The organism is Alteromonas algae (genome assembly GCF_049117195.1).
GTDB lineage: Bacteria > Pseudomonadota > Gammaproteobacteria > Enterobacterales > Alteromonadaceae > Alteromonas.
Genome location: NZ_CP185260.1, coordinates 2,900,214 through 2,923,673, shown reverse-complemented (window position 1 = coordinate 2,923,673; position 23,460 = coordinate 2,900,214). Strand labels below are relative to the sequence as shown.

The following is a 23,460-nucleotide window of genomic DNA, read 5'->3' as shown; positions in this document are numbered from 1 at the left end:
TATGAACATATCGCAGTTTTTTATCAGCCGCCCCATTTTTGCGGGCGTTCTGTCTTTACTTATTTTTATTGGTGGTGCCATTGCAGTGTGGCAACTCCCTATCACAGAATACCCAGAAGTGGTGCCACCTACCGTGGTGGTTACCGCTAATTATCCTGGTGCTAACCCTGAAGTGATAGCTGAAACGGTTGCGACACCGTTAGAGCAAGAAATTAACGGCGTTGAAAACATGCTCTATATGTCATCACAGGCGACAAGTGATGGCCGTATGACATTGACTATTACGTTTGCAATCGGTACCGATCCAGATGCCGCCACTACGCTTGTGCAAAATAGGGTTAATCGCGCGACACCACGGTTACCTCAAGAAGTTCAGCGTCTTGGCGTCGTTACGGAAAAATCTTCGCCAAATTTAACCATGGTGGTGCATTTAACGTCACCGGATAAACGTTATGACATGCTCTATTTATCAAATTATGCCGATCAATTCGTAAAAGATGAGCTGGCGCGTATTGATGGTGTAGGACAGGTGCGTTTATTCGGCGCCGGTGAGTTCAGCATGCGTGTCTGGCTAGACCCAAACAAACTTGCCGCACTACAAATGAACCCTGGTGATGTCGTTGCTGCAATCGCAGAGCAAAATCAACAGGCCGCTGCTGGTAGCCTAGGAGCACAACCTACTGGAAGCAGTGAATTTCAACTATTGATAAACGTTCGCGGCAGACTCAAAGACGAAACCGAATTTGAAAACATCATCGTGAAAGCGGGTAGCAATGGTGAAATTACCCGACTAAAAGATGTCGCTCGTATCGAGTTAGGCGCAAACAACTACGCATTGCGCTCGTTACTTAATAATAACCCAGCGGCGGCTATTCCTATATTTCAAGCGCCAGGTTCAAACGCGATTCAAATTTCTGACGACGTGCGCGCACGCATGGCAACATTATCTACCATGTTTCCTGATGGCTTAGAGTACGACATTGTCTACGATCCTACCGTATTCGTTCGAGGTTCAATTGAAGCGGTAGTCGATACATTATTTGAAGCGGTACTATTGGTGGTATTGGTGGTAGTGCTTTTTCTCCAAACATGGCGCGCCTCTATTATTCCGCTGGTAGCGGTACCTATTTCTTTGGTGGGGACGTTTGCGTTTATGCAGCTTATGGGGTTCTCACTTAATGCACTGTCGCTGTTTGGTTTGGTATTAGCAATAGGCATAGTGGTAGATGACGCTATTGTTGTTGTGGAAAATGTTGAACGCAATATTGCGGAAGGAAAATCTCCGTTCGATGCAACCGTGCAAGCGATGAAGGAAGTTACCGGCCCCATCATTGCGACGACATTGGTATTGGCAGCGGTGTTTATCCCAACCGCCTTTATGAGTGGCCTTACGGGTCAGTTTTATAAGCAGTTTGCACTTACTATCACTATATCAACTTTTATATCAGCGATTAACTCGCTTACACTCAGTCCAGCTTTGTCAGCTTTGCTGTTAAAACCGCACGGCCAAGCGAACGACTGGCTTACGCGTTTAATGAATCGCGTGTTCGGTCGCTTTGTTTTTGCACCGTTTAATAATGCGTTTGAACGGGGCGCTAAAACGTACACGCGCGGCGTAAAAGGGCTGATACGCAAAAGTGGTATTGTTTTGGTGCTTTACGCTGGGTTACTGGCCCTTACCTATAATCAGTTTGCTTCTACACCAACCGGTTATGTGCCGGGCCAAGACAAACAATATTTAGTTGCGTTTGCACAACTGCCTAATGCGGCAAGCCTCGATAGAACCGAAGCTATCATCCGTGAAATGTCACGCATTGCCATGGAGCACCCAGGCGTTTCTGATGCAGTGGCATTTCCAGGGTTAAATATTAACGGTTTCACGAATAGCCCAAGCTCGGGCATTCTTTTCACCCCTTTAAAGCCTTTTGACCAGCGTCAATCACCCGAACTATCGGCGGGTGCCATCGCGGCAACGCTTAATAAACAATTTGGTTCGATTAAAGGTGCATATGTGGCAATTTTTCCGCCACCGCCGGTAATGGGCCTTGGCACAATTGGTGGATTTCGTTTACAAGTTGAAGACAAAGGTAATCTAGGGTTTGAGTCTCTTGAAAGGGTAACGCAAGAGGTTATCGCGAAAGCATGGGCGCACCCCGCGCTAACCGGTTCCTTTACTAGTTTTACCGTTGCCGTTCCGCAACTTGATGTTGAGGTAGATCGTGAGAAGGCCGTAAGCCAAGGGGTAAATATCGACAGCCTGTTTACCACCATGCAAGCCTATCTGGGCTCGTTGTATGTGAACGACTTCAACCTGTTTGGTCGAACGTATCAGGTCAATGTTCAAGCTGACGCACAATACCGCCGAGAAATTGGGGACATAACGCAGTTTAAAATTCGAAACGCACACGGCGAGATGATTCCGCTGGGGTCATTCCTAAACGTAGCGCATAGCGCAGGCCCAGACAGAGTGATGCATTATAATGGCTATGTGACGGCAGAAATTAATGGTGCGCCTGCACCGGGGTACTCTTCTGACCAAGCAAAAGCAGCCATTGAAGAGATTTTAGCTGATACCCTGCCATTAGGTATGCGTTACGAATGGACCGAACTGACCTATCAACAAATTCTAGCCGGTAATGCCTCTGCGTTTGTATTTCCGTTAGTGGTACTACTGGTATTCTTAGTACTGGCAGCACAATACGAAAGCCTGCGCCTGCCACTTGCGATAATTCTTATTGTGCCTATGACCTTATTAAGTGCGCTTGTTGGTGTACAAATTTATGGCGGCGACAACAATATATTCACTCAAATTGGATTGATAGTACTGGTTGGCCTTGCCACGAAGAACGCTATTCTTATTGTGGAGTTTGCTAAAGAGCTACAAGACGGTGGAATGGATGCACTTTCGGCAATTAAAGAGGCAAGCCGTTTACGCTTGCGTCCTATTCTTATGACTTCTATCGCGTTCATTATGGGTGTGCTTCCTATGGTTATCTCAACAGGAGCGGGTGCTGAAATGCGACAAGCCATGGGCGTGGCCGTATTTTCAGGCATGATTGGCGTGACAGTGTTTGGTCTTATATTAACGCCAGTGTTTTACTACTTATTAAAACGAAACGGATAGCAACGAACGCGGTATGCGATGTCTACCCAAGCCTTGTCTCTGCTTAACGAGACACTTTGGCCGCTCTTTCTGAGCGGCCTTTTTTTGCCATTTTTCGTCACAAAAGAACATTAGAACGCAACGTGCCAGACCGAGTTGAGAAGTACTGTTGCTATAGTAATGTAACGAGTTGAAAACAAAGAAGCGTGTAACAGTAATGAATACAATGAGGGAAGATAATATGAGATTAGCGGCCGCAACAGTGCTTGCAATCGGTATGATATTGGCACTCTTTATATTAGGTAAGCAGCTATCTGGTGCCCTTGATGATATGCAAACGTGGGATAGGGTAGTAACGGTGAAAGGCTTATCTGAAAAAGAGGTGTTGGCAGACCATGTGATATGGCCTATTCAATTTGTAGAAGCAAGTAACGATTTGAAGGCGCTTTACACCAATGTGAAAGCAAATAGCGATAAGGTTACCGCATTTTTGTTAACACAAGGGCTTAATGCACAAGAAATTACCACTGGAAACCCCGAGGTGACCGATAAACTTGCCCAGCAATATGGTAGCAATAACAACGCTCCGTTTCGCTACAACGCCACTCAAACGATTACTGTTTACTCAAAAAACGTAGAGTTGGTGAGAACTGCTATGCAGCAGCTTGTTACACTGCTAAACGATGGGGTTGTGCTGTCACAAGCACGTTATGAAGCACAACCAGAGTATGTCTTTTCTGGCTTAAACGATGTTAAACCCGCTATGATTGAAGAGGCAACATTGAATGCCAGAGAGGTGGCGTTAAAATTTGCGAAAGATTCGCAAAGCACGTTAGGGAAAATAAAACGAGCCAATCAAGGGCGTTTTTCCATTTCCAGTAGGGATGCGCATCACCCTCATATAAAAAAGATAAGGGTAGTTTCTACGATTGATTACACACTTATTGATTAATACATTGGTGCAGTGAAGCGTGAAGAAGACGCCGTTTTGGATTTCAATAGGTATGTCTAATATGTGTTATAGTTCTAGAAAATAATGTTTTTTTTGTACGTTTTACTGCTAATGTCTAGTTTTCGACGGCAGTAATTTACGATTTAATACGCGCGTCAAAAGCGTGGTGGCGCTGGCTAAACGATATGGCAGAAAATAAACCTGATGCGACGCAATTGGAATTCTTTGAAATTCCTAGCCCTTGTATCGGCGTTTGCCAATCAGGCCCCCGTGGCTTTTGCAAAGGGTGCTATCGAAGTCGTGACGAACGCCTCTATTGGCTTCGTGTAGATGATGCAACACGCAGAAAAATTATGACGGCTTGTTATCGTCGCAAACAAGTGGCAAAACGACGTGCCTCGAGCAAAGCTGCGGTAGATACGCACACAACCAAGCCAAATCAAATCGGCTTATTTGATAGTCCTGAAGACACCGATGAACAATAACCCGCAGCAAACGACACCTTGCTAGCGAAATAAAACTGGAAGCTTTGCATGTCAAAAGACAATTACGTGGCCTACGCTGCTAAGTCATTCACACTACCGGATATCTGTGTAAGATTACGAACAGTGTGGGACGATCCTCGCTCGGATGCTTCAGAAATTGGCAAACTTATAAGCTTAGATCCGTCTCTTACTGCGAAAGTGTTGAAACTTGCGAACAGTTCTTTATTTCGTTTCCCTTCCCAAATTACATCCATTGCCAAAGCAATCAGTGTTGTAGGTGGCGAAGCACTCTACAACTTAGTGGTTGCCGAAACCGCTAATACTGCTTTTAGCCATTTTGATTCGGCATTAATTGACATCGAAAAGCACTGGTATGCGTCGGTCTATACTGGAATGGTGGCTAAATATCTCGCGAAAACGCTTAACATTCGCGGAAGCGAGCGATTTTTTGTCATGGGCATTTTACAAAACTTGAGTGAGTTAGTAGTGGCCAAGGTAGCGCCTGAACGCTATAGCGAATACCGAAGTGCTGAGTGCTCTGGCTTGCCCTATGACCAGCAGAAAGCGTTTTTTGGTTTCACATTCTCACAGTGCAGCGGCACTATACTTGAACGTTGGAACATTCCGTTAGCGTTGCATCATCCTATTACGTTTGTATCAGACGCGAAGAAGCAAACCGGAAAATCAGATATCGCCATTCTCGCTATGGCTATGCGTATTGCTATTGCGCAAGACGATGAAGAGCATAAAAAAGAAATTGAACTTTTTCCGTCTGAATTAGCCAATACACTAGATATAGACTTTGATACAATCAACAACGCCGTTGAATATGCAAACAGAGAGACGTCAAAAGTCGCGATGCTTATCCGATAGAAGTGTGGATATGCAATTGTTGATTTGCTTATAACAACAGCGCTTACTCCCACGGAAGGGCATAATAACAGGCTTTTTGCCACGTAAAATGCTGCTGCTACTTTCATACTATGATTAAATTTATCCCTTTGCTTACACTGATAAGCTGCCTGATGACTCATGTTGCATTTGCAACTGAGCGCGACCTTATTCGAACCCTATACCACGCCGATTACGTTCCTGATGCCGATGATGATATTCCACGTTTTTCAATGGACGGCGAATTAGGCGTCCTCGTTAACACGGGTAATACTGATGCAACAAGCATAAAAACAGCGGTAAATGCCGATCATGAAACAGAAAATTGGAGTAGCGTTTACCTTGCCGAGTTACTCTATAAGGAAAGTGACACTGGCGCGGGCAAGCGCGATGTGACGGCGCAACGATTTTATACAAGCGCTCAATTTGATTATAAATTAATGTTACCCGGTCGACGGTTGTTCATGTATGGCGACTACGAAGATGATAGGTTCAACGGTTACGAACATCGTGCTTCATTGGCTGCAGGTTGGTCGCAACGATTATGGCGAAGTGAAGAGAGCGAGTTTCGCTACAGCATTGGTCCTGGATATAGTTTTGTTGAAGTTGAAGAAGACATTAATAATGCGGTAAACGATGGCATGATTGTTCGTGCATCTGCCGAGTATAAATATCGATGGCCATCGGGTGCTAAACTGCGTCAATTCTTAAGTACAGAAGCGGGCGTCGACAATACAAAATCCCGCTCAGAAACGTCGCTCTCAGCAAATATATTTGGCAGTTTGGCCATGAAACTGTCCTTTATTCTTAATCACAATTCAGATACAGCGGATAATGTTGACCCTCTCAGCACGGAAACGACCGTCGCGTTGGTATATCAATTCTTTTAATCTGCAGCCGCTATTGTAAATAAATCCAGTTTTGGCGTTTTTTTAACCGTGTCGTGTTGACTGATGTAATGATAGCTGTACACTGCGTGCCTTACGTAAATGCCGTTCAGCACTGCCTATGTAGCGTATATACTGCTCGGTAATGGATGATATTATTTTTTTCAGGATTGCTTAATGACTAAACACCTCCTCGCGTCGCTTATCGCGCTTTCATTTTCAACGTCGGTTCTTGCACAAGATGATGTCAAACCGTTTACTATGGAAGGTGAACTTGGTTTTATCTCTACCACAGGTAATACAGAAACCACATCAATAACCGCAGGTATCAATGCGCATCAAGAACTCGAAATGTGGAGTAACGACTACATTGTTGAAGGGCTATATAAGCGTGAAACGGTTGAAGGTGAAGATGGTGAAGATGTTGAATTTACGTCAGCTCAAAAGTTTTTCGCGTCTGCTCAGGGCAACTATAAGCTAGATAATCCAGATTACCGTCTGTTCTTATTCTCATCCTATGAAGATGACCGCCTTAGCAACTTCGACTACCAAGCAACGGTTGCTGCAGGTTGGAACCAAAAGGTGCTTCAAAACAAGCGCCACACGCTAGAGTACTCAATCGGTCCGGGTTACACATTTGTTGAAACACAAGAAGGGGTTGAGCAAAACAGCGCAATCGTACGTGCATCAGGTGCTTATTCTTGGAAGATTTCTGACACGGCTAAGTTCACTCAAACGGTCAGTACGGAAGTGGGTTCAGAGAATACAAAATCTCGTGCTGAAAGTGCGTTGACAGCAACCATCAGTGGTAACCTTTCTATGCGTATCTCATTTAAGATGGACCATAACTCGAACGTGTCGAATGACATCGATAAGCTAGACACCGAGACATCGGTAAGCTTGGTGTATAACTTCTTCTAAGCAACGCTTAAACAATAAAAAACGCTGCATTTGCAGCGTTTTTTTGTTTAAAGTGCTTTTTAAACACGAATTAATGAAGGATGCGTGTCTTTATAGTGCCGTCAATTTGCTGTAATTCTGCAAGCGCTTCGTAGCCTCGGTCTTCTTTTACGTCAACCACTACGTAGCCAATCTCAGCGTTGGTTTGAAGGTATTGCGCTTCGATGTTAATCCCTTTTTCTGCAAACGCTTTGTTAATTTGCGTGAGGATTCCAGGTTTGTTTTTATGAATATGTAACAAGCGTGAACGGCCAGTATTCTCAGGCAAAGACACATCTGGGAAATTAACAGCAGATAACGTAGAGCCATTATCAGAGTATTTGGCAAGTTTACCTGCTACCTCAATACCAATGTTCTCCTGCGCTTCTTGCGTGCTGCCACCTACATGTGGAGTTAAAATAACGTTATCATACTTACGTAGCGGAGAGTGGAACTCTTCACTGTTCGATTTCGGTTCGACAGGGAACACGTCGATGGCCGCGCCGTTTAAGTGCCCAGATTCTAACGCAGCTGCGAGTGCGTCAATATCGACTACCGTTCCGCGAGAGGCATTGATAAGAATACTGCCTGGCTTCATTTGAGATAACTCTTTTTGGCCAATCATGTCTTGGGTTTGTGGCGTTTCAGGAACGTGAAGCGACACAACATCAGACGTGCTCAATAGCTTTTCAAGCGACTTTACTTGCGCTGAATTACCAAGTACCAACTTATCTTCGATATCGAAAAATTGAACGCGCATGCCCAAGTGCTCGGCTAAAATACTAAGCTGTGTACCAATGTGTCCATAGCCAATAATACCCAGTGTTTTCCCTCTAGCCTCATAAGAGCTAACGGCGGTTTTTTCCCATTCGCCGCGATGCGCTTTAGCATTTTTACTGGGGACCTGACGTAGTAAAAGAATGATTTGTCCTAATACAAGTTCAGCGACTGAACGGGTATTTGAAAAAGGCGCATTGAATACAGGAATGCCTCGGCGCTGTGTGGCTGCCAAATCAACTTGGTTGGTACCAATACAAAAACACCCGACGGCAACCAACTTTTTCGCTGCATTAACGACATTTTCCGTTATTTGAGTACGAGAACGGATACCGACAAAGTGCGCGTCTTTTACCTTTTCAATAAGTTCGTCTTCAGGCAGTGAGGTTTTCAAAAACTCAATATTGGTATAACCGTTGTTTTTCAGTGTTTCTAATGCACTTTGGTGCACACCCTCTAACAACAAAATCCGGATTTTATCCTTCTCAAGTGAAACTTTACTCATTGATTTGCTATCTCTCGCTGTGTTGTGCCTGTATACCGAGCCCTGGGAGGGGAACGAAATTCCGCTCATCGGCTGCTAAACGACACAGGCTATAACATTGTTAGTTAGGACATCTAGACGTCTAAATGGAAATTAACAGAAAACGACCAAACTTAAAAGTAATAATTTACTTGAATGTCTCTACACCCGAGTCGGTGGCAGAAAGTACAATATCGGCGCCGCGAAGGGCGAAAATACCATTGGTAACAACACCAGGTATATTATTGATTTTTTGTTCAAGCTCTCTGGGGTTCATAATTTCAAGGTTGTGTACGTCGAGAATCACATTGCCATTGTCAGTCACTACACCTTGACGATATTCAGGATCACCACCGAGTTTTACTAATTCTCTTGCCACAAATGAGCGAGCCATGGGGATTACTTCCACGGGTAATGGGAATTTACCTAACACTGGCACGCGTTTGCTCTCATCCACAATGCAAACGAATGTCTTAGCTGCCCCAGCGACGATTTTTTCGCGGGTTAGCGCCGCGCCGCCACCTTTAATCATGTGCTTGTGCTCGGTAACTTCGTCTGCGCCGTCTATATAGACAGACAAGTTGCTTACTTCATTAAGTTCGAAAACCTCTATACCTAGTGCTTTAAGACGTTGTGTCGACGCTTCTGAGCTGGACACAGCACCTTCAATGTTGTTCTTAATATCTGAAAGCGCATCTATAAAAAAATTAACGGTAGAACCGGTTCCAACGCCTACAATGCTGTCTTGTTCTACATATTGTATAGCAGCTTGGGCAACCGCTTTCTTTTTATCGTTTTGATCCATAATCAGGCTCCATTGATGATGCAGGTGGCGAATTCTCGCAATAGTCAGCGAAGTGTATCAGATATACACAAAATAGCGCATCACGGCGCGTAATATTAACCATAGATAGTGTATTAGTGATGCTCGGCAGAAAAGGTGTATGACAAATGCTTATCGCATGAGGACACCCGTGCCCATGTTAGTACTAAACAGAAACGTGCTGAAAACGTGTTGGCGTGACAATGGCATTTAACGGTATGTCCCATGATGCGTAAGGTAGACGGTCGACACGCTGTAAATCATGCGCCACACCTATTAGCATTGGCTTTTTGATGGCGTGGCGGGTGTACGCCAATGTCCTATCATAATACCCGCCGCCCATGCCTAGTCGATTGCCATCGTTGTCAAATCCCACGAGCGGCATAAGAATGACGTCTAGTTCGTGTGTGGGCACTACGTGGTGACAGGCTAACTCGGGCTCTAAGATGCCATACTTATTGTTGGTTAAATGAGTATCTGAAAGATATTCTAGAAACAGTAAATGCCCCTTACAAATAGGGTGTAAGACAGGAAGTGAAAATGAAAACAGTTTCTGGGTGCTATTAATAAAGTGCGATAAATCTACTTCGCCATCATTGGCAAGATACACGCCCATCTTTAAACGACAACTGTTTGAAAAATGCTGAGAAAGTTGACACGACACACCTTCAGCGGCCAGGGTTTGTTGTGGGGCCGATAGCTGTCGTCGTGCTGCTCTTAGTTCGGTTCTAAGGGCTTTTCTAAGATGTTGAGTTGGCATCACACGGCTAAATATTTATTTAAAACACTTACCAGTTCCGCACTATTCACTGGTTTTGTGAGCACGTCGGTTAGCCCTTGAGAAAGTAGCATTGAGTGTTCTGTAATAACGTCTGCGGTTAACGCTACCACAGGAAGGTCTTTTGCTATGGCGTTTATTTGTTGTGTAGCTTCGATCCCATTAATACCTGGCAGGTTTAAATCCATTAATACTAAATCGACAGGGTTCGTTTTAACGTATTCCACACCTTCTTCTCCGGTGCCCACGATAGATATCGCTAATCCCAGTTTTTCAAACACCGTTCTTATCACCACTTGATTAATATGATGATCCTCAACGACCAAAACTTGCGCCTCTTTATCAACTTGAAGTTGATTAATAAAAGAGGGGGGTTGAGCATCGGCATAGTCCTCTGCGCTTAGAACGTCAGTAGGAATACTCACACTAACTTGTGTGCCTACATTCAACTTGCTTTTGAAATTCAACGTGCCATCAAGCAATTCAACAAGGCGTTTTGTTATATTCAGCCCCAAGCCTGTTCCATCGAATTGATGCGCGTTATCCATTCTTTCAAACGGCGTAAATAATTTCTTTTGATCTTCTTCGCTTATGCCTATGCCTTCATCTTTCACGGTGAAGATGAGCTTTCCGTTTTTAAACCTCGCCGTAGCGTTTACGTTTTTTTCTGAGTGCGTATATTTTATCGCGTTTGATAGTAAATTTAGGACTATTTGCCCAAACTTGGTGTCGTCAAAGCTGAGACTTTCTGGCATCGAATTGGCAATTGAGGAGTGAAACAGAACATTTCCGTCTTCAGCGCGAATACGTGTTAATGAGAAAAGGTGAGTAAAGAAATCTTGTGTGCTGACCGGGCGTGGCATGACACGCATTTTACCCGCTTCAATTTGCTTTAAATCGAGCACCGAGTTAACGATTTCAAGTAAGCGGCCGCCGCTTTCACTTATCAGCGCTAAGGATTCTGTAAAGTTTGCGGGCAACGATAAGTCCGCCGCGTCACTTTCAAGTAAATGGCTAAATGTGTTGATTGCGTTCAGTGGTGTTCTTATTTCGTGGCTAATATAAGAGAGAAAATCAGACTTAAATTGACTGGTTCGCTCTAACTCTCGATTTTTGCGTTTAAGCTCTAAATGCGCCACTACCGATTGGCTTAGTGTCTGTAGCGCAGAGCGTTGTCCATCCGTCAGTGTTTTGGCTTCATCACTTATCGCACATAGGGTGCCTATTGCATGTCCCGACGGTGTCACTAACGGGGCGCCGGCATAAAAGCGAATGTCAGGTGCACCTGTTACCAATGGATTATCGTGAAATCGTGGGTCTTTCGTTGCGTCGTTTATCTCAAATACTTCCCGTTGCAATATAGCGTGGGAGCAGAAGGCAATGTTGCGGGACGTCTCTTGAGCTTCTAGCCCAACCCTTGATTTAAACCACTGGCGGTTAGGGTCTACCAAACTGATTAATGCAATAGGGGAGTCACATATCTCGGAGGCGAGTTTGGTAATGTCATCAAAGAGTTGCTCAGCTTCTGTGTCAAGCACATCGTAACTCAGTAGCTCCGCTAAGCGTTTGTCTTCATCATCCGGGATCGACGCTGATATCATAAGATCACTTTTACACCACGTTTATGTTGAGCAAAGAACATCAAGTATGCAGTATAGTACGAAACTACACTGCATACGCTAGCGTGGTAGCTTAACTTAACTAAAGCGCGTAAGTATCAATAAAGAATTGCTCTAGTTTAGCGTGATCTACCTTAGTCGCCACTTTAATGGTATTCGCATTATTCCACAATGGGCTAGGCGTCGTTCCTGATGGCGCAACAACCGTTTGCCCTCTATCTAACTCTCCAGTACCCACGCGGACGTGACCTTCGGTTAGTTCAAATAGGTCAGGTTGACGCAGGTGCGCAATTGGGAATGCATCATGGAAAAAGCAAACACGGTCTTCACGGTTTTGAGAATAAAAATCCATGTAGAACTGTGCGCTTTCTTGAACGAAGCGACCCAATGTAGGGTTTTTCTCTGCAAGCACATCGACAAATGTTGGCGCAAATGGCACATCGTTCGTGACGTCTAACCCGAACATTGTTAAGTCCCAATCTGCAGCAAATACGATTTCAGCCGCATGAGCATCGTTCCAAATATTTGCTTCAGCTACGGGGGTTACATTCCCAGGCACAAATGCTGCTCCGCCCATAATGCTAACGCCTTTCACTAACTTTGGTAGTTCAGGTTCAAGACGAAGCGCCAAGGCTAAATTGCCTAGTGGTCCAATTGCAACAAGCGTAACTTCCCCAGGGTATTTACGCGCCATATCAACAATAAACTGCGCTGAACTGCGCGGGTCAAGCTGACCTTTTGGTGCTTCAGGTTTAATATGGCCGAACCCGTAATCACCGTGTACAAAGTGTGCGTAAGTCGACTCTGGACCTACCCAAGGCATACCTACGCCTTTCGTTACTGGAATATCTTTTCCTGCAATTTCACACAACGTCAGTGCATTTTGTGCAGCCATATCAACGGGAACGTTACCGTAAACTGTCGTTAAGCCAAGTAATTCAATATCGGGTGATTGAAATGCAAAAAATATTGCCATTGCATCATCGATGCCCGGGTCCGTATCCAAAATTATTTTATGTGCCATTGATTTATCTCTATCTTATCTATTACTTAGCTTTGTTTCGCTAAAAAACGGTCAACTTCTTTTTGTGATGGGATGCTTTGTGCTGCACCTTCTCTTGTTACGGCAATAGCAGATGCCGCACAGCCACGCAGTAGTGCTTGTTTTGCATCAGTGTGATTGCTGTAAGCCGATAAGAAATAACCAATAAACGTATCGCCTGCTGCTGTTGTATCAACAGCGTCAACCGTAAAGGCGTCGACAGTAATAGTGTCATCACCCTTTAGCATCATTACGCCGGCTTTCCCTAAGGTAATGATAACCTCACAGTGCGCCCAGTCTTGCTTAAACGTTGCGATAATATCGTCAAGCGATTCTTTTTCAGTCAGTGCTGCTGCTTCAGTCTCATTAACGATAAGCAAATCGATACATTCGTGAGGCAATGCTTTTACTGATTCGCTCATTGGCGCAGGATTAAAGGCAACCTTTAGGTGTTTCTCTTTTGCTTGTCGAAGCGCATCTCCAATGCTACTGGTCTCATTTTGCGTGAGTACCCAATCAGATGGTTTTGTGTCAGACAGTGCTGCATCGACGGTTTTTGCGGTAAGTGTTTGGTTTGCGCCGCCAAAAAGTACAATAGCGTTTTCACCACTTGGCGTAACTTGGATGATCGCGTGACCTGAAGGGGTTTCTGAACAGTGCACACCACGACAATCTACGCCTTTTTTGATAAGCGCTTGCTTGAATGAAGCATCATTTTCGTGAATGCTTCCTACATGACGTACGTCAGCTCCCGCTTGCGCGAGTGCGATAGATTGGTTTGCACCCTTACCACCAAGCAATTGCTGATAATGTGTTGAAGCAATCGTTTCACCAGGTTGTACAAAATGTTCTACCTGATAAACGTGGTCGATATTTATGGAGCCAAAATTTATTATTGCCATTTCTTCTTCCGTCGAAAGAGGGCGTCTCCCGGAATGCCGCTATCCATTGATCGCCCGTGAACCGAAAAGTTCAGGGCGGAAGCATCACAATTGCCGTAGGCTTCTCGATACGAGCCGAGCTTGCACAATAGCGACCGTTTCAACTTCCTTGGTTTAAAGCATCGGCCAGGGACATTAATAGATTGGCAAACATCCCAGGAGACATTGTTGTTGTGAAACGCAACAGGGTATAACAAACGAGTAATTCCGTGAAGAGGATCACCGTTACGCCTGTAAATATTTGCGTTATTGAATATGGTCACAGAGTAACGCTGTCGTTATTCTTGACCAATTGGTCAGCAATTATACACGCATATGAACGAAGCTCAATGTTTATGCTGTTGCGAAGGTGTTACGCACAAGGTTTTCTTTTAATGCGCTTCAGACCGAATACATTCCTTGTTCACCTTTAAGATCATAGAGCAATTATGTACGGGTTACCACCGAAAACGACGGGTTGTCATCTGTTCGCACAGCAAGTAATCAAAATGGTAGTTGTGGGTTTTAGTCAAGGTCTTTGCTAGAATTAGACCCATCATGGACATAGCATATTGATAATCAAAACGTTGTTGATGGCATGCCCAACACTAATTAACAAGAGTACCTATTCGTGGAAAAACAGCTCGATTACGATCACGTAACCAATAAACTTTCTCAGCAAGACATTATTGTCGATGGCGCCGAGGTGCATGGTATCTTGTGTGGCATGCTGTGTGGTGGCATGTCGCTTACTGACCAAAAATGGTTGGCTATATTGAACGATACTATTCATCAAGGTGAAGGCTTCAATGATGCGACCTCATTTTTGCTTACCAGTTTATTTAATCAGACATGTCAGCAATTACTCGAACCTGAGTTTGCTTTACAACTACTGTTACCTGACGACCAAGCACCAATCAACGACCGCGGTGCAGCGTTAATTAACTGGGTACAAGGTTTTATGCTTGGTTTTGGGCTGTACCAGCAAGAGCTGGGTAAATGCTCTGATGATGTTAAAGAGGCGTTGGAAGATTTTAATGACATCGCCAGAATGGAAGAGCCAATGGATACTGACGAAGAGTCTGAAAAAGCGCTTTTCGAGGTAATGGAGTACGTCAAAATTTCTGCCATTTTATGTTTTAGCGAGCTTGGGCAATCATTACTCGACGACCAACCAGACACCCCTTCAGTACATTAATTAAAGGGCAGCATTATGATTAGCGCGCAGGAGTTTATTGCTAGGCAAGACCGGTTACTTGCGCAATGCTTACCGAACAGTGTGTGCATTGTGCCAGCTGCATCAATGGTAACGCGAAGCAGAGACACCGAATATGGTTTTCGTCAGCAAAGCGATTTTTGGTATTTGACGGGTTTTAATGAGCCTGATGCATGGCTTATTTTGTCGAACAACCCGCGTTATGGCGCACGTTACTGTGCAATGGTTGTGCAGCCATTGGATAAAGCGGCCGAAATTTGGCACGGCCGACGATTAGGCGCTGAAGCCGCATTATCGCGTTTTAGTTTAGATGAAGCGTTCGAGTTACAAGAACTTGAAGAAGCATTATTGGAAAGCTTGCACGAGCAGGACAACCTTTATTTTGCATATGGCGAAAGCAAAGCTGCTGATGACCTTGTTAATAACGCGCTTAGCGCGTTACGGGCGGCGCCAAAGGCGTCGTTGGCTCCTCAGGCTACGTATGATATTCGCACTATATTGCACGAAATGCGGGTATTTAAATCGGCCAGTGAAGTCGCGATGATGAAGGCAGCAGCAGATATTTCCGCTGACGCGCACCGCCGTGCGATGACGTTTGCACACCCGGGTTGTTATGAGTATCAAATAGAAGCAGAGCTGCATCATAGTTTTGCTATGGCGGGCGCGCGATCACCGGCTTACAGCACAATTGTAGGAAGTGGTGAAAACGCGTGTATCTTGCATTACACAGAAAATGCATCTCAAGTCAAAGATGGCGACTTGATATTGATAGATGCAGGGGCTGAGTATCAAGGGTATGCAGCAGACATTACGCGCACCTTTCCTGCAAATGGTACATTTTCTGACGCGCAGAAAGACATTTATGCGTTGGTCTTAAAAGCGCAAATCAGTGTACTTGATATGTTAGGCCCCGACGTTACGTTAACCAGTGCAATGCAGCACAGCGTTGAAATTTTAACTGAAGGCTTGGTTGAACTTGGTATCTTAACCGGCTCGGTTGCACAAAACCTTGAAAATGAAACATGGCGTGATTACTACATGCACGGTCTTGGACATTTTCTTGGCTTAGATGTGCATGATGTCGGGAATTATAAAATTAAGGGTGAGGATCGCCCACTAAAGCCTGGAATGGTAATAACCGTTGAACCAGGGCTTTATATCGGTACTGACAGTAATGCGCCTGATAAATATAAAGGCATAGGCGTTCGTATTGAAGATGACGTGGTAATAACCGCGACGGGTGTTGACGTGCTAACGGCTGGTGTGCCAAAAGATATCAACGATATTGAAGCGCTTATGAAGGGTGCATAACGGGTGAAAACGGTAGACGTAGCGATTGTTGGTGGTGGTATTGTAGGGTGTGTGCTTGCCAAAGGCTTGTCGGAGCAAGCTGGGCTTAATGTCACGTTGATTGACGCGAGCAACCCTCACGCAAACGATACTATTAATCCGTTGCAAGATAAGCGTGTGATTGCACTAGCGAAGCGTACTGTAGATGAGCTTACTGCGTTGGGCGTGCCCTTGACAGAGCTGGCAAAACAGCACCCTGGTACCATTGAAAAAATAGAAGTGAGTGACAAAGGCCATGCCGGATTAACCGACCTACACTGCCACGACTATGGGCTTTCATCGTTTGGGCAAGTAGTATCTTTAGGCGCACTTACAGCGTTAGTGGTCAACGATAAACAACGCTATACACACCTGTCAGGTGTATCGGTTAGCAAGGTTACACGACACAAACATCATGCTTCTTTAGTGCTCAGTAATGATGATGTGATTAATGCCAAGCTACTGGTAATTGCCGATGGTGGTCATTCTCCAATTACGCAGTGGGTTGGCATATCAAGGCACACGAAGCCATATCACCAAACGGCACTAATTTTTAATGTTCACACTCAGCAGAGCCATCAAAACCGCGCATATGAGCGCTTCACCCCGCAAGGGCCATTAGCGTTTTTGCCCTTTGATAATGACATTGAGGGGAAGCTGTCTAAGGGGAATGGGTTTTCGGTTGTGTGGACGCTAGCACCTGACGAAGCAGAGCGCATTGCACAGCAACCTGCGAGTGCGTGTATTCCGCTATTGCAGGAAACCTTTGGCTACCGGCAAGGACGAATAACGCATATCAGTGATATTGCGCATTATCCGTTACAGTTGCGTACGTGCGATACGGTTACGTCGCACAGAGTTGTCGTGGTCGGCAATGCGGCGCAAGCACTTCACCCCATTGCTGGGCAAGGGTTTAACCTGGGGATGCGCGATATTGCATCGCTTGTCGAGATACTTAAAGAAAGCGACGACCCAGGTGCCTTTAGTTGTACTCAGAAGTACGAAAACGTGAGAAAACACGACCGTGCAGCAACCATAGGGCTGACAGACAGATTAGTGCATACGTTCTCCAATCAGCACCTTCCGTTAGTGGTTGGCCGAAATCTGTCGTTGTTAGCACTAAATGCCGTTTCACAGGCTAAACAGGCTTTTGTGCGACAAGCAACAGGGTTTGCTAAACACCAGACAAGCAGTTAATACGTTAAGGCAAAGCATTAAGACAGTGCAGCGCCGCTGTTTTTAGAAAAGGATAGTTATGCAACACGTTGATGTAGCCGTAATAGGCGGTGGTATTGTAGGCCTTACACTTGCAAGTGCATTGCAGAACACTGCATGCAGCATTGCCATAGTCAATAAAGGGGCTATTGCAGTGCCTGCCGGTGATAAACCTACCGCCAGGGTTAGTGCTATCAATCAAGCCAATATCGCTGCTTTGAAAGGCTTTGGAGTGTGGGATCACGTTCAACAGGATAGAGCGAATGCATATCATGCTATGCACGTGTGGGACAAAGACAGCTTTGGCGACATTCATTTTAATAGCGACGATGTGGCAGCAGATTCGCTTGGCGTTATTATTGAAAATCAAGCGTTAGTAAATGGGCTCTTAGAACAAGTACAAGGCCAGTCTAACGTGTCGTTTTACGAACAGGGTGTCGATAGGATCCTCAGCGGGCCCAACCAAACGATGGTGATGTTTGATAATGGTGATGCGTTGTCGTGTCGCTTATTAGTGGGTGCCGATGGTGCAAACTCGATAGTAAGAAAGCATGCAGGTTTCCCCATCACGTTCAAAGATTACGAGCACACCGCTATTGTCGCGAATATCCGAACGGCGCAGGCGCATGGCAATGTGGCACGACAAGCGTTTACCCCAACAGGGCCATTAGCATTATTACCAATGGTCGACCCGAATGTATGTTCTATTGTGTGGTCACAGGCACCTGAAGCCGCAAACACACTACTTTCATTAAGTGATGATGATTTTTGCAATGCATTGGCGGTTGCTTGCGATATGGTATTAGGTAACGTGACGCTAGAAACAACGCGCGTGTCTTTTCCTTTGACTATGCGTTATGCAAGACAATGGGCAAAGGACGGCATCGTGTTGGCAGGAGATGCTGCACACACCATTCACCCGCTCGCAGGCCAAGGGGCTAATTTGGGAATGCAAGATGCGCAAGCGTTGGCACATCACCTTAGTGCATTAATTAGCGAGCAAAAAGATATCGGCGCGCTTAAAAATCTCCGGGCTTACGAGCGAGAAAGAAAATCTGAAGCCGTTAAGATGATAGCCGCAATGGACGGTTTTAAGCTTTTATTTGATGGAAACGACCCATTGAAAAAAATGGTGCGAGGTATCGGGTTATCGGTAACTGATAAAATAGCGCCGGTGAAACATGCATTTATTACCCATGCGATGGGGTTATAGCATCAACATTTTAAGGCCTGTTTTAAACAGGCCTTTTTTATTGGCGTTTGAAAAAGGGCGATAAGTGATCTGGATTTTATTTACCGTTGGTGCCGTATGCTTTCAAACGCTGCGTAACGCCATGCAAAGCCAGCTCAGCGGCAGCGTTGATGTGCTGGGTGTCACATTGTCCCGTTTTCTACTTGCCCCGCCTATTGCTTGTGTTTATTTATTGCTGGTTAGTCATGTTGAACACGTCGATTTATACGTAGTTTCGCATAGCGTTACGTTTGATTTTATTGCAATTGTAATTCTTGCCGCATTATTTCAAATAGCGGCCACGTCATTAATGGTCACCTTATTTAAACAAAAAAACTTTGCGATAGGCGCCGGGCTTGCAAAAAGCGAAGCGTTGGTTGCAGGCGTGCTGGGTACATTATTCTTTTCAAGTTATCTCAGCCCGCTTGGGTGGTTAGGTATTATAGTAGGCGCCATAGCGGTAATTATTTTAAGTGTCGGTAAACATGCCCATACCAAGCGTATAAGCGCCCGTACGTTGCTGCTCGGCTTGGCATGCGGTGTATGCTTCGCCTCTACCTCATTACTTGTGCGTGAGGCCACGCTGCTACTTAATATTAGTACGCTAGTAGCAGCCGCATGGACACTAATATGGGTGCTGGGGCTTCAGTCATTTGGCCTTGTAATTTTTTTAGCCATTAAGAAGCCTAATGTGCTTAGACAATTATTACTACACTGGAAAAGGGTTGTTTTAATCAGTGTTTTAAGTTGTTTAGGCTCTATCTGCATCTTCACTGCGGTGGCGTTAGAGCAGGTGGCCTATGTAAAAACGCTAGCGCAATTGGAAGTGCTGCTTACGCTGTTGGTGTCACATTATTTGCTAAACGACAAAGTAACGAAACGTGAGATAGTTGGCTCACTTATGATAGGAATAGCGGCTATTATGGTGATGTGGGTATAACATTTGCCTAGCCACTCATTTTTAAGCGCACAAAAAATATAACGACATAGCTTGCGCTTTTTACTACAGGACAAACCATGAATAAACGAGATTTTTTGAAGTTAACGGGAGCCGGCCTTGCGTTATCACCGCTATCGGCATTTGCACAAACGCCCGATGCAATAGCATCTAAAAACACGCTTACCGACATAACCGAGAATGTAGCACCCATTACGCGCGAAGAACGACAGCAACGTATTCAACGTGCGCAGCAGTTAATGAAGGCGAACAATATTGATGCCTTACTGATTGAGCCAGGCGCTGCCATGGATTACTTTTCAGGTATCCAGTGGTGGCGCAGTGAGCGGCTTACGGCACTTATTATTCCGCAAAAAGGCGATGTTGCGGTAGTCACACCATTTTTTGAAAAGCCTAGCGTGCTTGAATCACTTAAGGTTGGTGATGATGTTCGTGTGTGGCAAGAGCATGAAAGCCCGTTTGATGTAGTGGCTGATATCTTAAAGTCACGGGGAATTACGCGGGGCAATATCGGGTTTGAAAGCAGTGTTCGCTACTTCGTGGTGACAGGGGTAACCAATGCGCTACCTAGCTTAAATATTGTGGCTGCTGAACCGATTACACGTGGCTGCAGAATGTATAAGACTGCAACTGAACTTACGTTAATGCATAAAGCGAATGAAGTAACGCTTCGCGCATACGATCATGTATTTTCACAATTAGCACTAGGGATGAGCCAGGCCGAAGTAAAAAATATAATGAATACCGCGCAACAGCAGTTGGGTGGCAGTAACACTTGGTGTTTAGCCCTGTTTAATGATGCCAGTGCTTATCCTCACGGCACTAATGCTAAACAAGTGATACGAGAAGGCTCGGTGGTATTGCTGGATAGTGGTTGTAGTGTGCACGGATACCAAAGTGATATAAGTAGAACCTTGGTATTTGGGAAAGCGTCACAACAGGTTGTAGACGTGTGGAATACAGTGAGAGAAGGGCAGAACGTGGCATTCAGTGCGGCAAAAATCGGTGCGCCGGCAGGTAATGTTGATGATGCGGTACGCAAATATTATGTCACAAAGGGCTATGATAAAGATTACGCCTTACCCGGCTTAAGTCATAGAACTGGCCACGGCATTGGGATGGAAGGGCATGAGAGCGTAAATTTTGTGCGAGGTGAGCAAACTGCGCTTAAACAAGGTATGTGCTTTTCAAACGAACCGGGGCTTTATATTCCTGGAAAATTTGGCGTGCGGTTAGAAGATTGTTTGTACATGACAACCACAGGGCCGCGTTATTTCACCGAGCCCCCCGAGAGCCTAACTCAGCCCTTAGGCAAGCTCATTCCACTCAACGCATAATGTATACGCATAAAACGGTGTGGTAAATTCATTACACCACACCGTTTAACGTATCTTGCATGTGTATTTAGTCGGAAGAATGAAGACTGAACTCGCGATGTTTATGGTGAGTTTGTTTTACCACAAGCGGTTTCTTATTTAGGCGATCTCTGCGCGCAATTTCTTCCTTAAAAAAGTACGTTAAAACCGCTCCAACAGTAACCGTTAACACTATCGTTATTAACATTGCCTTACCCTTAGATTGATTTAATCGTCTATCATTACAGCGTAGAGTCGATAAAGGTTTAAAATTATACAAAAGTATTACATCAGTTTAATATTGGCGCTTTTGCTCGCGTTAACGGTTAGCTTTCAGTCTTGTTGTAAAGAAGTCTGCTAGCGTTTTACTAATTACCGGGTGCTGCGTGTCTTGATTAAATAAGCAGATGTTCACTTTTCCCAAGGCCGGAAGGTGCGGGTGATTCAATGAAATTAAATGTTTAGGCACACTTGAGCGTGCTAGCGCAGTCACCCCGAGGCCTTGCTGAATGGCGGCCACTAGTCCTGTTAAATCTGCATTCGTATACGTAATTTTCCACGCGAACGTTTGTTGTTTTAACTCATCAATAACGCGGCTTCGATACATGCAGCCATCGGGCGCAAGCACTAGCGGAATATTGTCGCCCACTAACGGATGAGATACATCACCCACCCATACCACATCATCTTCAAGCACCACATCGCCTTCTGTATCTTCGTCTGGGTTTACTAGCGCTAAAATAAGGTCGAAGTGATCGCGTTGGCTTGGGTGCAGCAGATCTCGACTCAACGCTGACGTCACTTCCAGCGATACATCAGGGTAACGCTTAGAGAACTCCCCAATCAATCCGGGAAGTAGGGTAGAGGCGAACTCGTTTGGTATACCCAAACGTAACCGTCCGCTGAGCGGGGCAGGTGTTAAACTTCTAAAGATATTATCATTTAACTCAAGCAGCTCTTTTGCTTTTGGGTAAAGCCAGTTGCCATCAGTGCTTGGTACATGCCGTTGCCCTACTTTGGTAAAAAGCTTCTTGTTAAGTTGTGATTCAAGCTTTTTTATCTGCAAGCTAATAGCCGGTTGAGAACGGCCTAAGAAATCACCCGCTTTGGCATAGCCACCAAGCTCAATAACGCTAACAAATGTGCGTAAATTATCTAAAGACAGCTGTTTCATGTTGATTTGAATTCCTGATGTAATCGCGTCAATACATTAGTATTGTAAATGTATTGATAAGAAATTCCAATTTGTTGCACGTTATTTACCCCACTATACTTCATCCTGTTTTCTATCATTTATAAATGAGAAAAGTGGAATGACTAACACTACCGCCCTACACGCAAAGCACCTTGAAGCTGGTGCGAAAATGGTCGACTTTTTTGGCTGGGATATGCCAATTAACTACGGATCGCAAATTGAAGAGCACCATGCCGTTCGACAAGACGCTGGCATGTTTGATGTGTCTCATATGACTATTGTTGATGCAAAAGGCCCTCAAGCGAAAGCCTACCTTCAATTTCTATTAGCAAACGATGTAGCGAAGCTTACCGTTAAAGGTAAAGCCCTTTACAGCGGCATGCTTAATGAAGAGGGCGGGGTGGTTGATGACCTCATTGTTTATCACTTCGATGAAACCAATTATCGCCTAGTGGTTAACTCGGCCACACGCGAAAAAGACATGAACTGGTTAATGAGCAAAGCCGAAGGCTTTGACGTAACCATTACCGAGCGCTCTGAATTTGCAATGATTGCAGTACAAGGGCCTAACGCGAAAGAAAAAGCTGCGACGCTTTTCAGTGCAGCGCAAAAAGAAGCCGTTGCCGATATGAAGCCGTTCTTTGGCGTACAAGCAGAAGACTTATTTATAGCCACGACTGGCTATACCGGTGAGGCAGGCTACGAGATTATGGTGCCTACCGCGCAAGCCGAGAGCTTTTGGCAAGGTTTACTAGACGCAGGCGTTATGCCTTGTGGCTTGGGCGCGCGCGATACACTTCGCTTAGAAGCGGGAATGAATTTGTACGGCCAAGATATGGATGAAACGGTATCGCCCCTTGCTGCTAACATGGGTTGGACAATCACATGGGAGCCAGCAGAGCGTAACTTCGTAGGCCGTCAGGCTTTAGAAGCGCAGCGTGAAGCGGGAACCGACAAGCTCGTAGGCTTAGTAATGACCGAAAAAGGCGTGCTTCGTCATGGGCTTAAAGTTAAAACTGAAAACGGCGAAGGTGTTATTACTTCAGGTACGTTTTCACCTACGCTTGGCCACTCAGTAGCGATGGCACGTGTACCGCGTGATGTTGGTGACACGGTTGAAGTGGAAATGCGCAAAAAGTGGGTTACAGTAAAAGTGGTTAAGCCCTCTTTTGTTCGCAATGGAAAAAGTGTTTTATAGGGTCTGCGCCAATAGGCCCCAAGT

The 23,460-nt window shown here is 45.1% G+C and carries 20 protein-coding genes and 1 other RNA gene; 13 read left to right on the top strand and 8 right to left on the bottom strand.

Annotated features, from left to right (window positions below; genetic code table 11):
• Position 1: 1 nt before the first annotated feature.
• The 6 genes from ACOJRU_RS13110 to ACOJRU_RS13085 all read left to right on the top strand — a co-directional run bounded on the left by ACOJRU_RS13110 (position 2) and on the right by ACOJRU_RS13085 (position 7,239).
• Positions 2 to 3,124: an efflux RND transporter permease subunit gene (locus ACOJRU_RS13110; protein WP_421132185.1), complete on the top strand. Its 3,123-nt coding sequence runs from the start codon at positions 2 to 4 to the stop codon at positions 3,122 to 3,124.
• Positions 3,125 to 3,344: 220 nt separating this feature from the next.
• A complete protein-coding gene (locus tag ACOJRU_RS13105; RefSeq protein WP_421132184.1) occupies positions 3,345 to 4,055 on the top strand; it encodes an SIMPL domain-containing protein in 711 nt (236 codons plus the stop codon).
• 185 nt (positions 4,056 to 4,240) lie between these two features.
• Positions 4,241 to 4,540 (top strand): DUF1289 domain-containing protein, encoded by a 300-nt coding sequence (locus ACOJRU_RS13100; protein WP_421132183.1) that lies wholly within the window; start codon positions 4,241 to 4,243, stop codon positions 4,538 to 4,540.
• A gap of 48 nt (positions 4,541 to 4,588) precedes the next feature.
• Positions 4,589 to 5,413, top strand: a complete 825-nt coding sequence (locus ACOJRU_RS13095) for an HDOD domain-containing protein (RefSeq protein ID WP_421132182.1) — start codon at positions 4,589 to 4,591, stop codon at positions 5,411 to 5,413.
• A 152-nt stretch (positions 5,414 to 5,565) separates the two neighbouring features.
• On the top strand, positions 5,566 to 6,321 hold the full coding sequence (locus ACOJRU_RS13090; RefSeq protein ID WP_421132181.1) for a DUF481 domain-containing protein: 756 nt from the start codon (positions 5,566 to 5,568) through the stop codon (positions 6,319 to 6,321).
• Between the two features lie 174 nt (positions 6,322 to 6,495).
• On the top strand, positions 6,496 to 7,239 hold the full coding sequence (locus tag ACOJRU_RS13085; protein ID WP_421132180.1) for a DUF481 domain-containing protein: 744 nt from the start codon (positions 6,496 to 6,498) through the stop codon (positions 7,237 to 7,239).
• Positions 7,240 to 7,309: 70 nt separating this feature from the next.
• On the opposite strand, the gene serA is transcribed toward ACOJRU_RS13085, so the two are convergent.
• The 7 genes from serA to ssrS all read right to left on the bottom strand — a co-directional run bounded on the left by serA (position 7,310) and on the right by ssrS (position 13,925).
• Positions 7,310 to 8,539 (bottom strand): phosphoglycerate dehydrogenase, encoded by a 1,230-nt coding sequence (gene serA / locus ACOJRU_RS13080; protein ID WP_421132179.1) that lies wholly within the window; start codon positions 8,537 to 8,539, stop codon positions 7,310 to 7,312.
• A 166-nt stretch (positions 8,540 to 8,705) separates the two neighbouring features.
• Positions 8,706 to 9,362 (bottom strand): ribose-5-phosphate isomerase RpiA, encoded by a 657-nt coding sequence (gene rpiA, locus ACOJRU_RS13075; protein ID WP_421132178.1) that lies wholly within the window; start codon positions 9,360 to 9,362, stop codon positions 8,706 to 8,708.
• Between the two features lie 184 nt (positions 9,363 to 9,546).
• A complete protein-coding gene (locus ACOJRU_RS13070) occupies positions 9,547 to 10,140 on the bottom strand; it encodes a 5-formyltetrahydrofolate cyclo-ligase (protein WP_421132177.1) in 594 nt (197 codons plus the stop codon).
• Entirely contained in the window at positions 10,140 to 11,759 is a 1,620-nt protein-coding gene (locus ACOJRU_RS13065) for an ATP-binding protein (RefSeq protein ID WP_421132176.1), read from the bottom strand. Before ACOJRU_RS13065 ends, ACOJRU_RS13070 begins: the two co-directional genes overlap by 1 nt.
• A gap of 100 nt (positions 11,760 to 11,859) precedes the next feature.
• Positions 11,860 to 12,801 (bottom strand): nucleoside hydrolase, encoded by a 942-nt coding sequence (locus ACOJRU_RS13060; RefSeq protein ID WP_421132175.1) that lies wholly within the window; start codon positions 12,799 to 12,801, stop codon positions 11,860 to 11,862.
• A 26-nt stretch (positions 12,802 to 12,827) separates the two neighbouring features.
• The gene (locus ACOJRU_RS13055; RefSeq protein ID WP_421132174.1) at positions 12,828 to 13,721 is read right to left on the bottom strand and encodes a ribokinase; all 894 of its coding nucleotides are present in this window, start codon (positions 13,719 to 13,721) and stop codon (positions 12,828 to 12,830) included.
• 21 nt (positions 13,722 to 13,742) lie between these two features.
• Positions 13,743 to 13,925, bottom strand: a non-coding RNA gene (gene ssrS / locus ACOJRU_RS13050) — 6S RNA.
• Positions 13,926 to 14,370: 445 nt separating this feature from the next.
• Here ssrS and ACOJRU_RS13045 point away from each other — a divergent pair.
• The 6 genes from ACOJRU_RS13045 to ACOJRU_RS13020 all read left to right on the top strand — a co-directional run bounded on the left by ACOJRU_RS13045 (position 14,371) and on the right by ACOJRU_RS13020 (position 21,025).
• A complete protein-coding gene (locus ACOJRU_RS13045; protein WP_421132173.1) occupies positions 14,371 to 14,937 on the top strand; it encodes a UPF0149 family protein in 567 nt (188 codons plus the stop codon).
• A 15-nt stretch (positions 14,938 to 14,952) separates the two neighbouring features.
• Entirely contained in the window at positions 14,953 to 16,266 is a 1,314-nt protein-coding gene (pepP, locus tag ACOJRU_RS13040; protein ID WP_421132172.1) for a Xaa-Pro aminopeptidase, read from the top strand.
• Between the two features lie 3 nt (positions 16,267 to 16,269).
• Positions 16,270 to 17,481 carry a 2-octaprenyl-6-methoxyphenyl hydroxylase gene (gene ubiH, locus ACOJRU_RS13035; RefSeq protein WP_421132171.1) on the top strand — a complete coding sequence of 404 codons (1,212 nt, stop codon included), beginning with the start codon at positions 16,270 to 16,272 and terminating at the stop codon, positions 17,479 to 17,481.
• 58 nt (positions 17,482 to 17,539) lie between these two features.
• Positions 17,540 to 18,712, top strand: coding sequence for an FAD-dependent monooxygenase (locus ACOJRU_RS13030; protein WP_421132170.1), 1,173 nt, complete (start codon positions 17,540 to 17,542; stop codon positions 18,710 to 18,712).
• 64 nt (positions 18,713 to 18,776) lie between these two features.
• Positions 18,777 to 19,670: an EamA family transporter gene (locus ACOJRU_RS13025; protein ID WP_421132169.1), complete on the top strand. Its 894-nt coding sequence runs from the start codon at positions 18,777 to 18,779 to the stop codon at positions 19,668 to 19,670.
• A gap of 77 nt (positions 19,671 to 19,747) precedes the next feature.
• A complete protein-coding gene (locus ACOJRU_RS13020; RefSeq protein WP_421132168.1) occupies positions 19,748 to 21,025 on the top strand; it encodes a M24 family metallopeptidase in 1,278 nt (425 codons plus the stop codon).
• Positions 21,026 to 21,362: 337 nt separating this feature from the next.
• Here the strand turns inward: ACOJRU_RS13020 and ACOJRU_RS13015 are convergent, their stop codons facing one another.
• Positions 21,363 to 22,217, bottom strand: coding sequence for a LysR family transcriptional regulator (locus ACOJRU_RS13015; protein ID WP_421132167.1), 855 nt, complete (start codon positions 22,215 to 22,217; stop codon positions 21,363 to 21,365).
• A gap of 139 nt (positions 22,218 to 22,356) precedes the next feature.
• On the opposite strand from ACOJRU_RS13015, the gene gcvT reads away from it, so the two are divergent.
• On the top strand, positions 22,357 to 23,436 hold the full coding sequence (gene gcvT / locus ACOJRU_RS13010; RefSeq protein WP_421132166.1) for a glycine cleavage system aminomethyltransferase GcvT: 1,080 nt from the start codon (positions 22,357 to 22,359) through the stop codon (positions 23,434 to 23,436).
• The last annotated feature ends 24 nt before the right edge of the window (positions 23,437 to 23,460 follow it).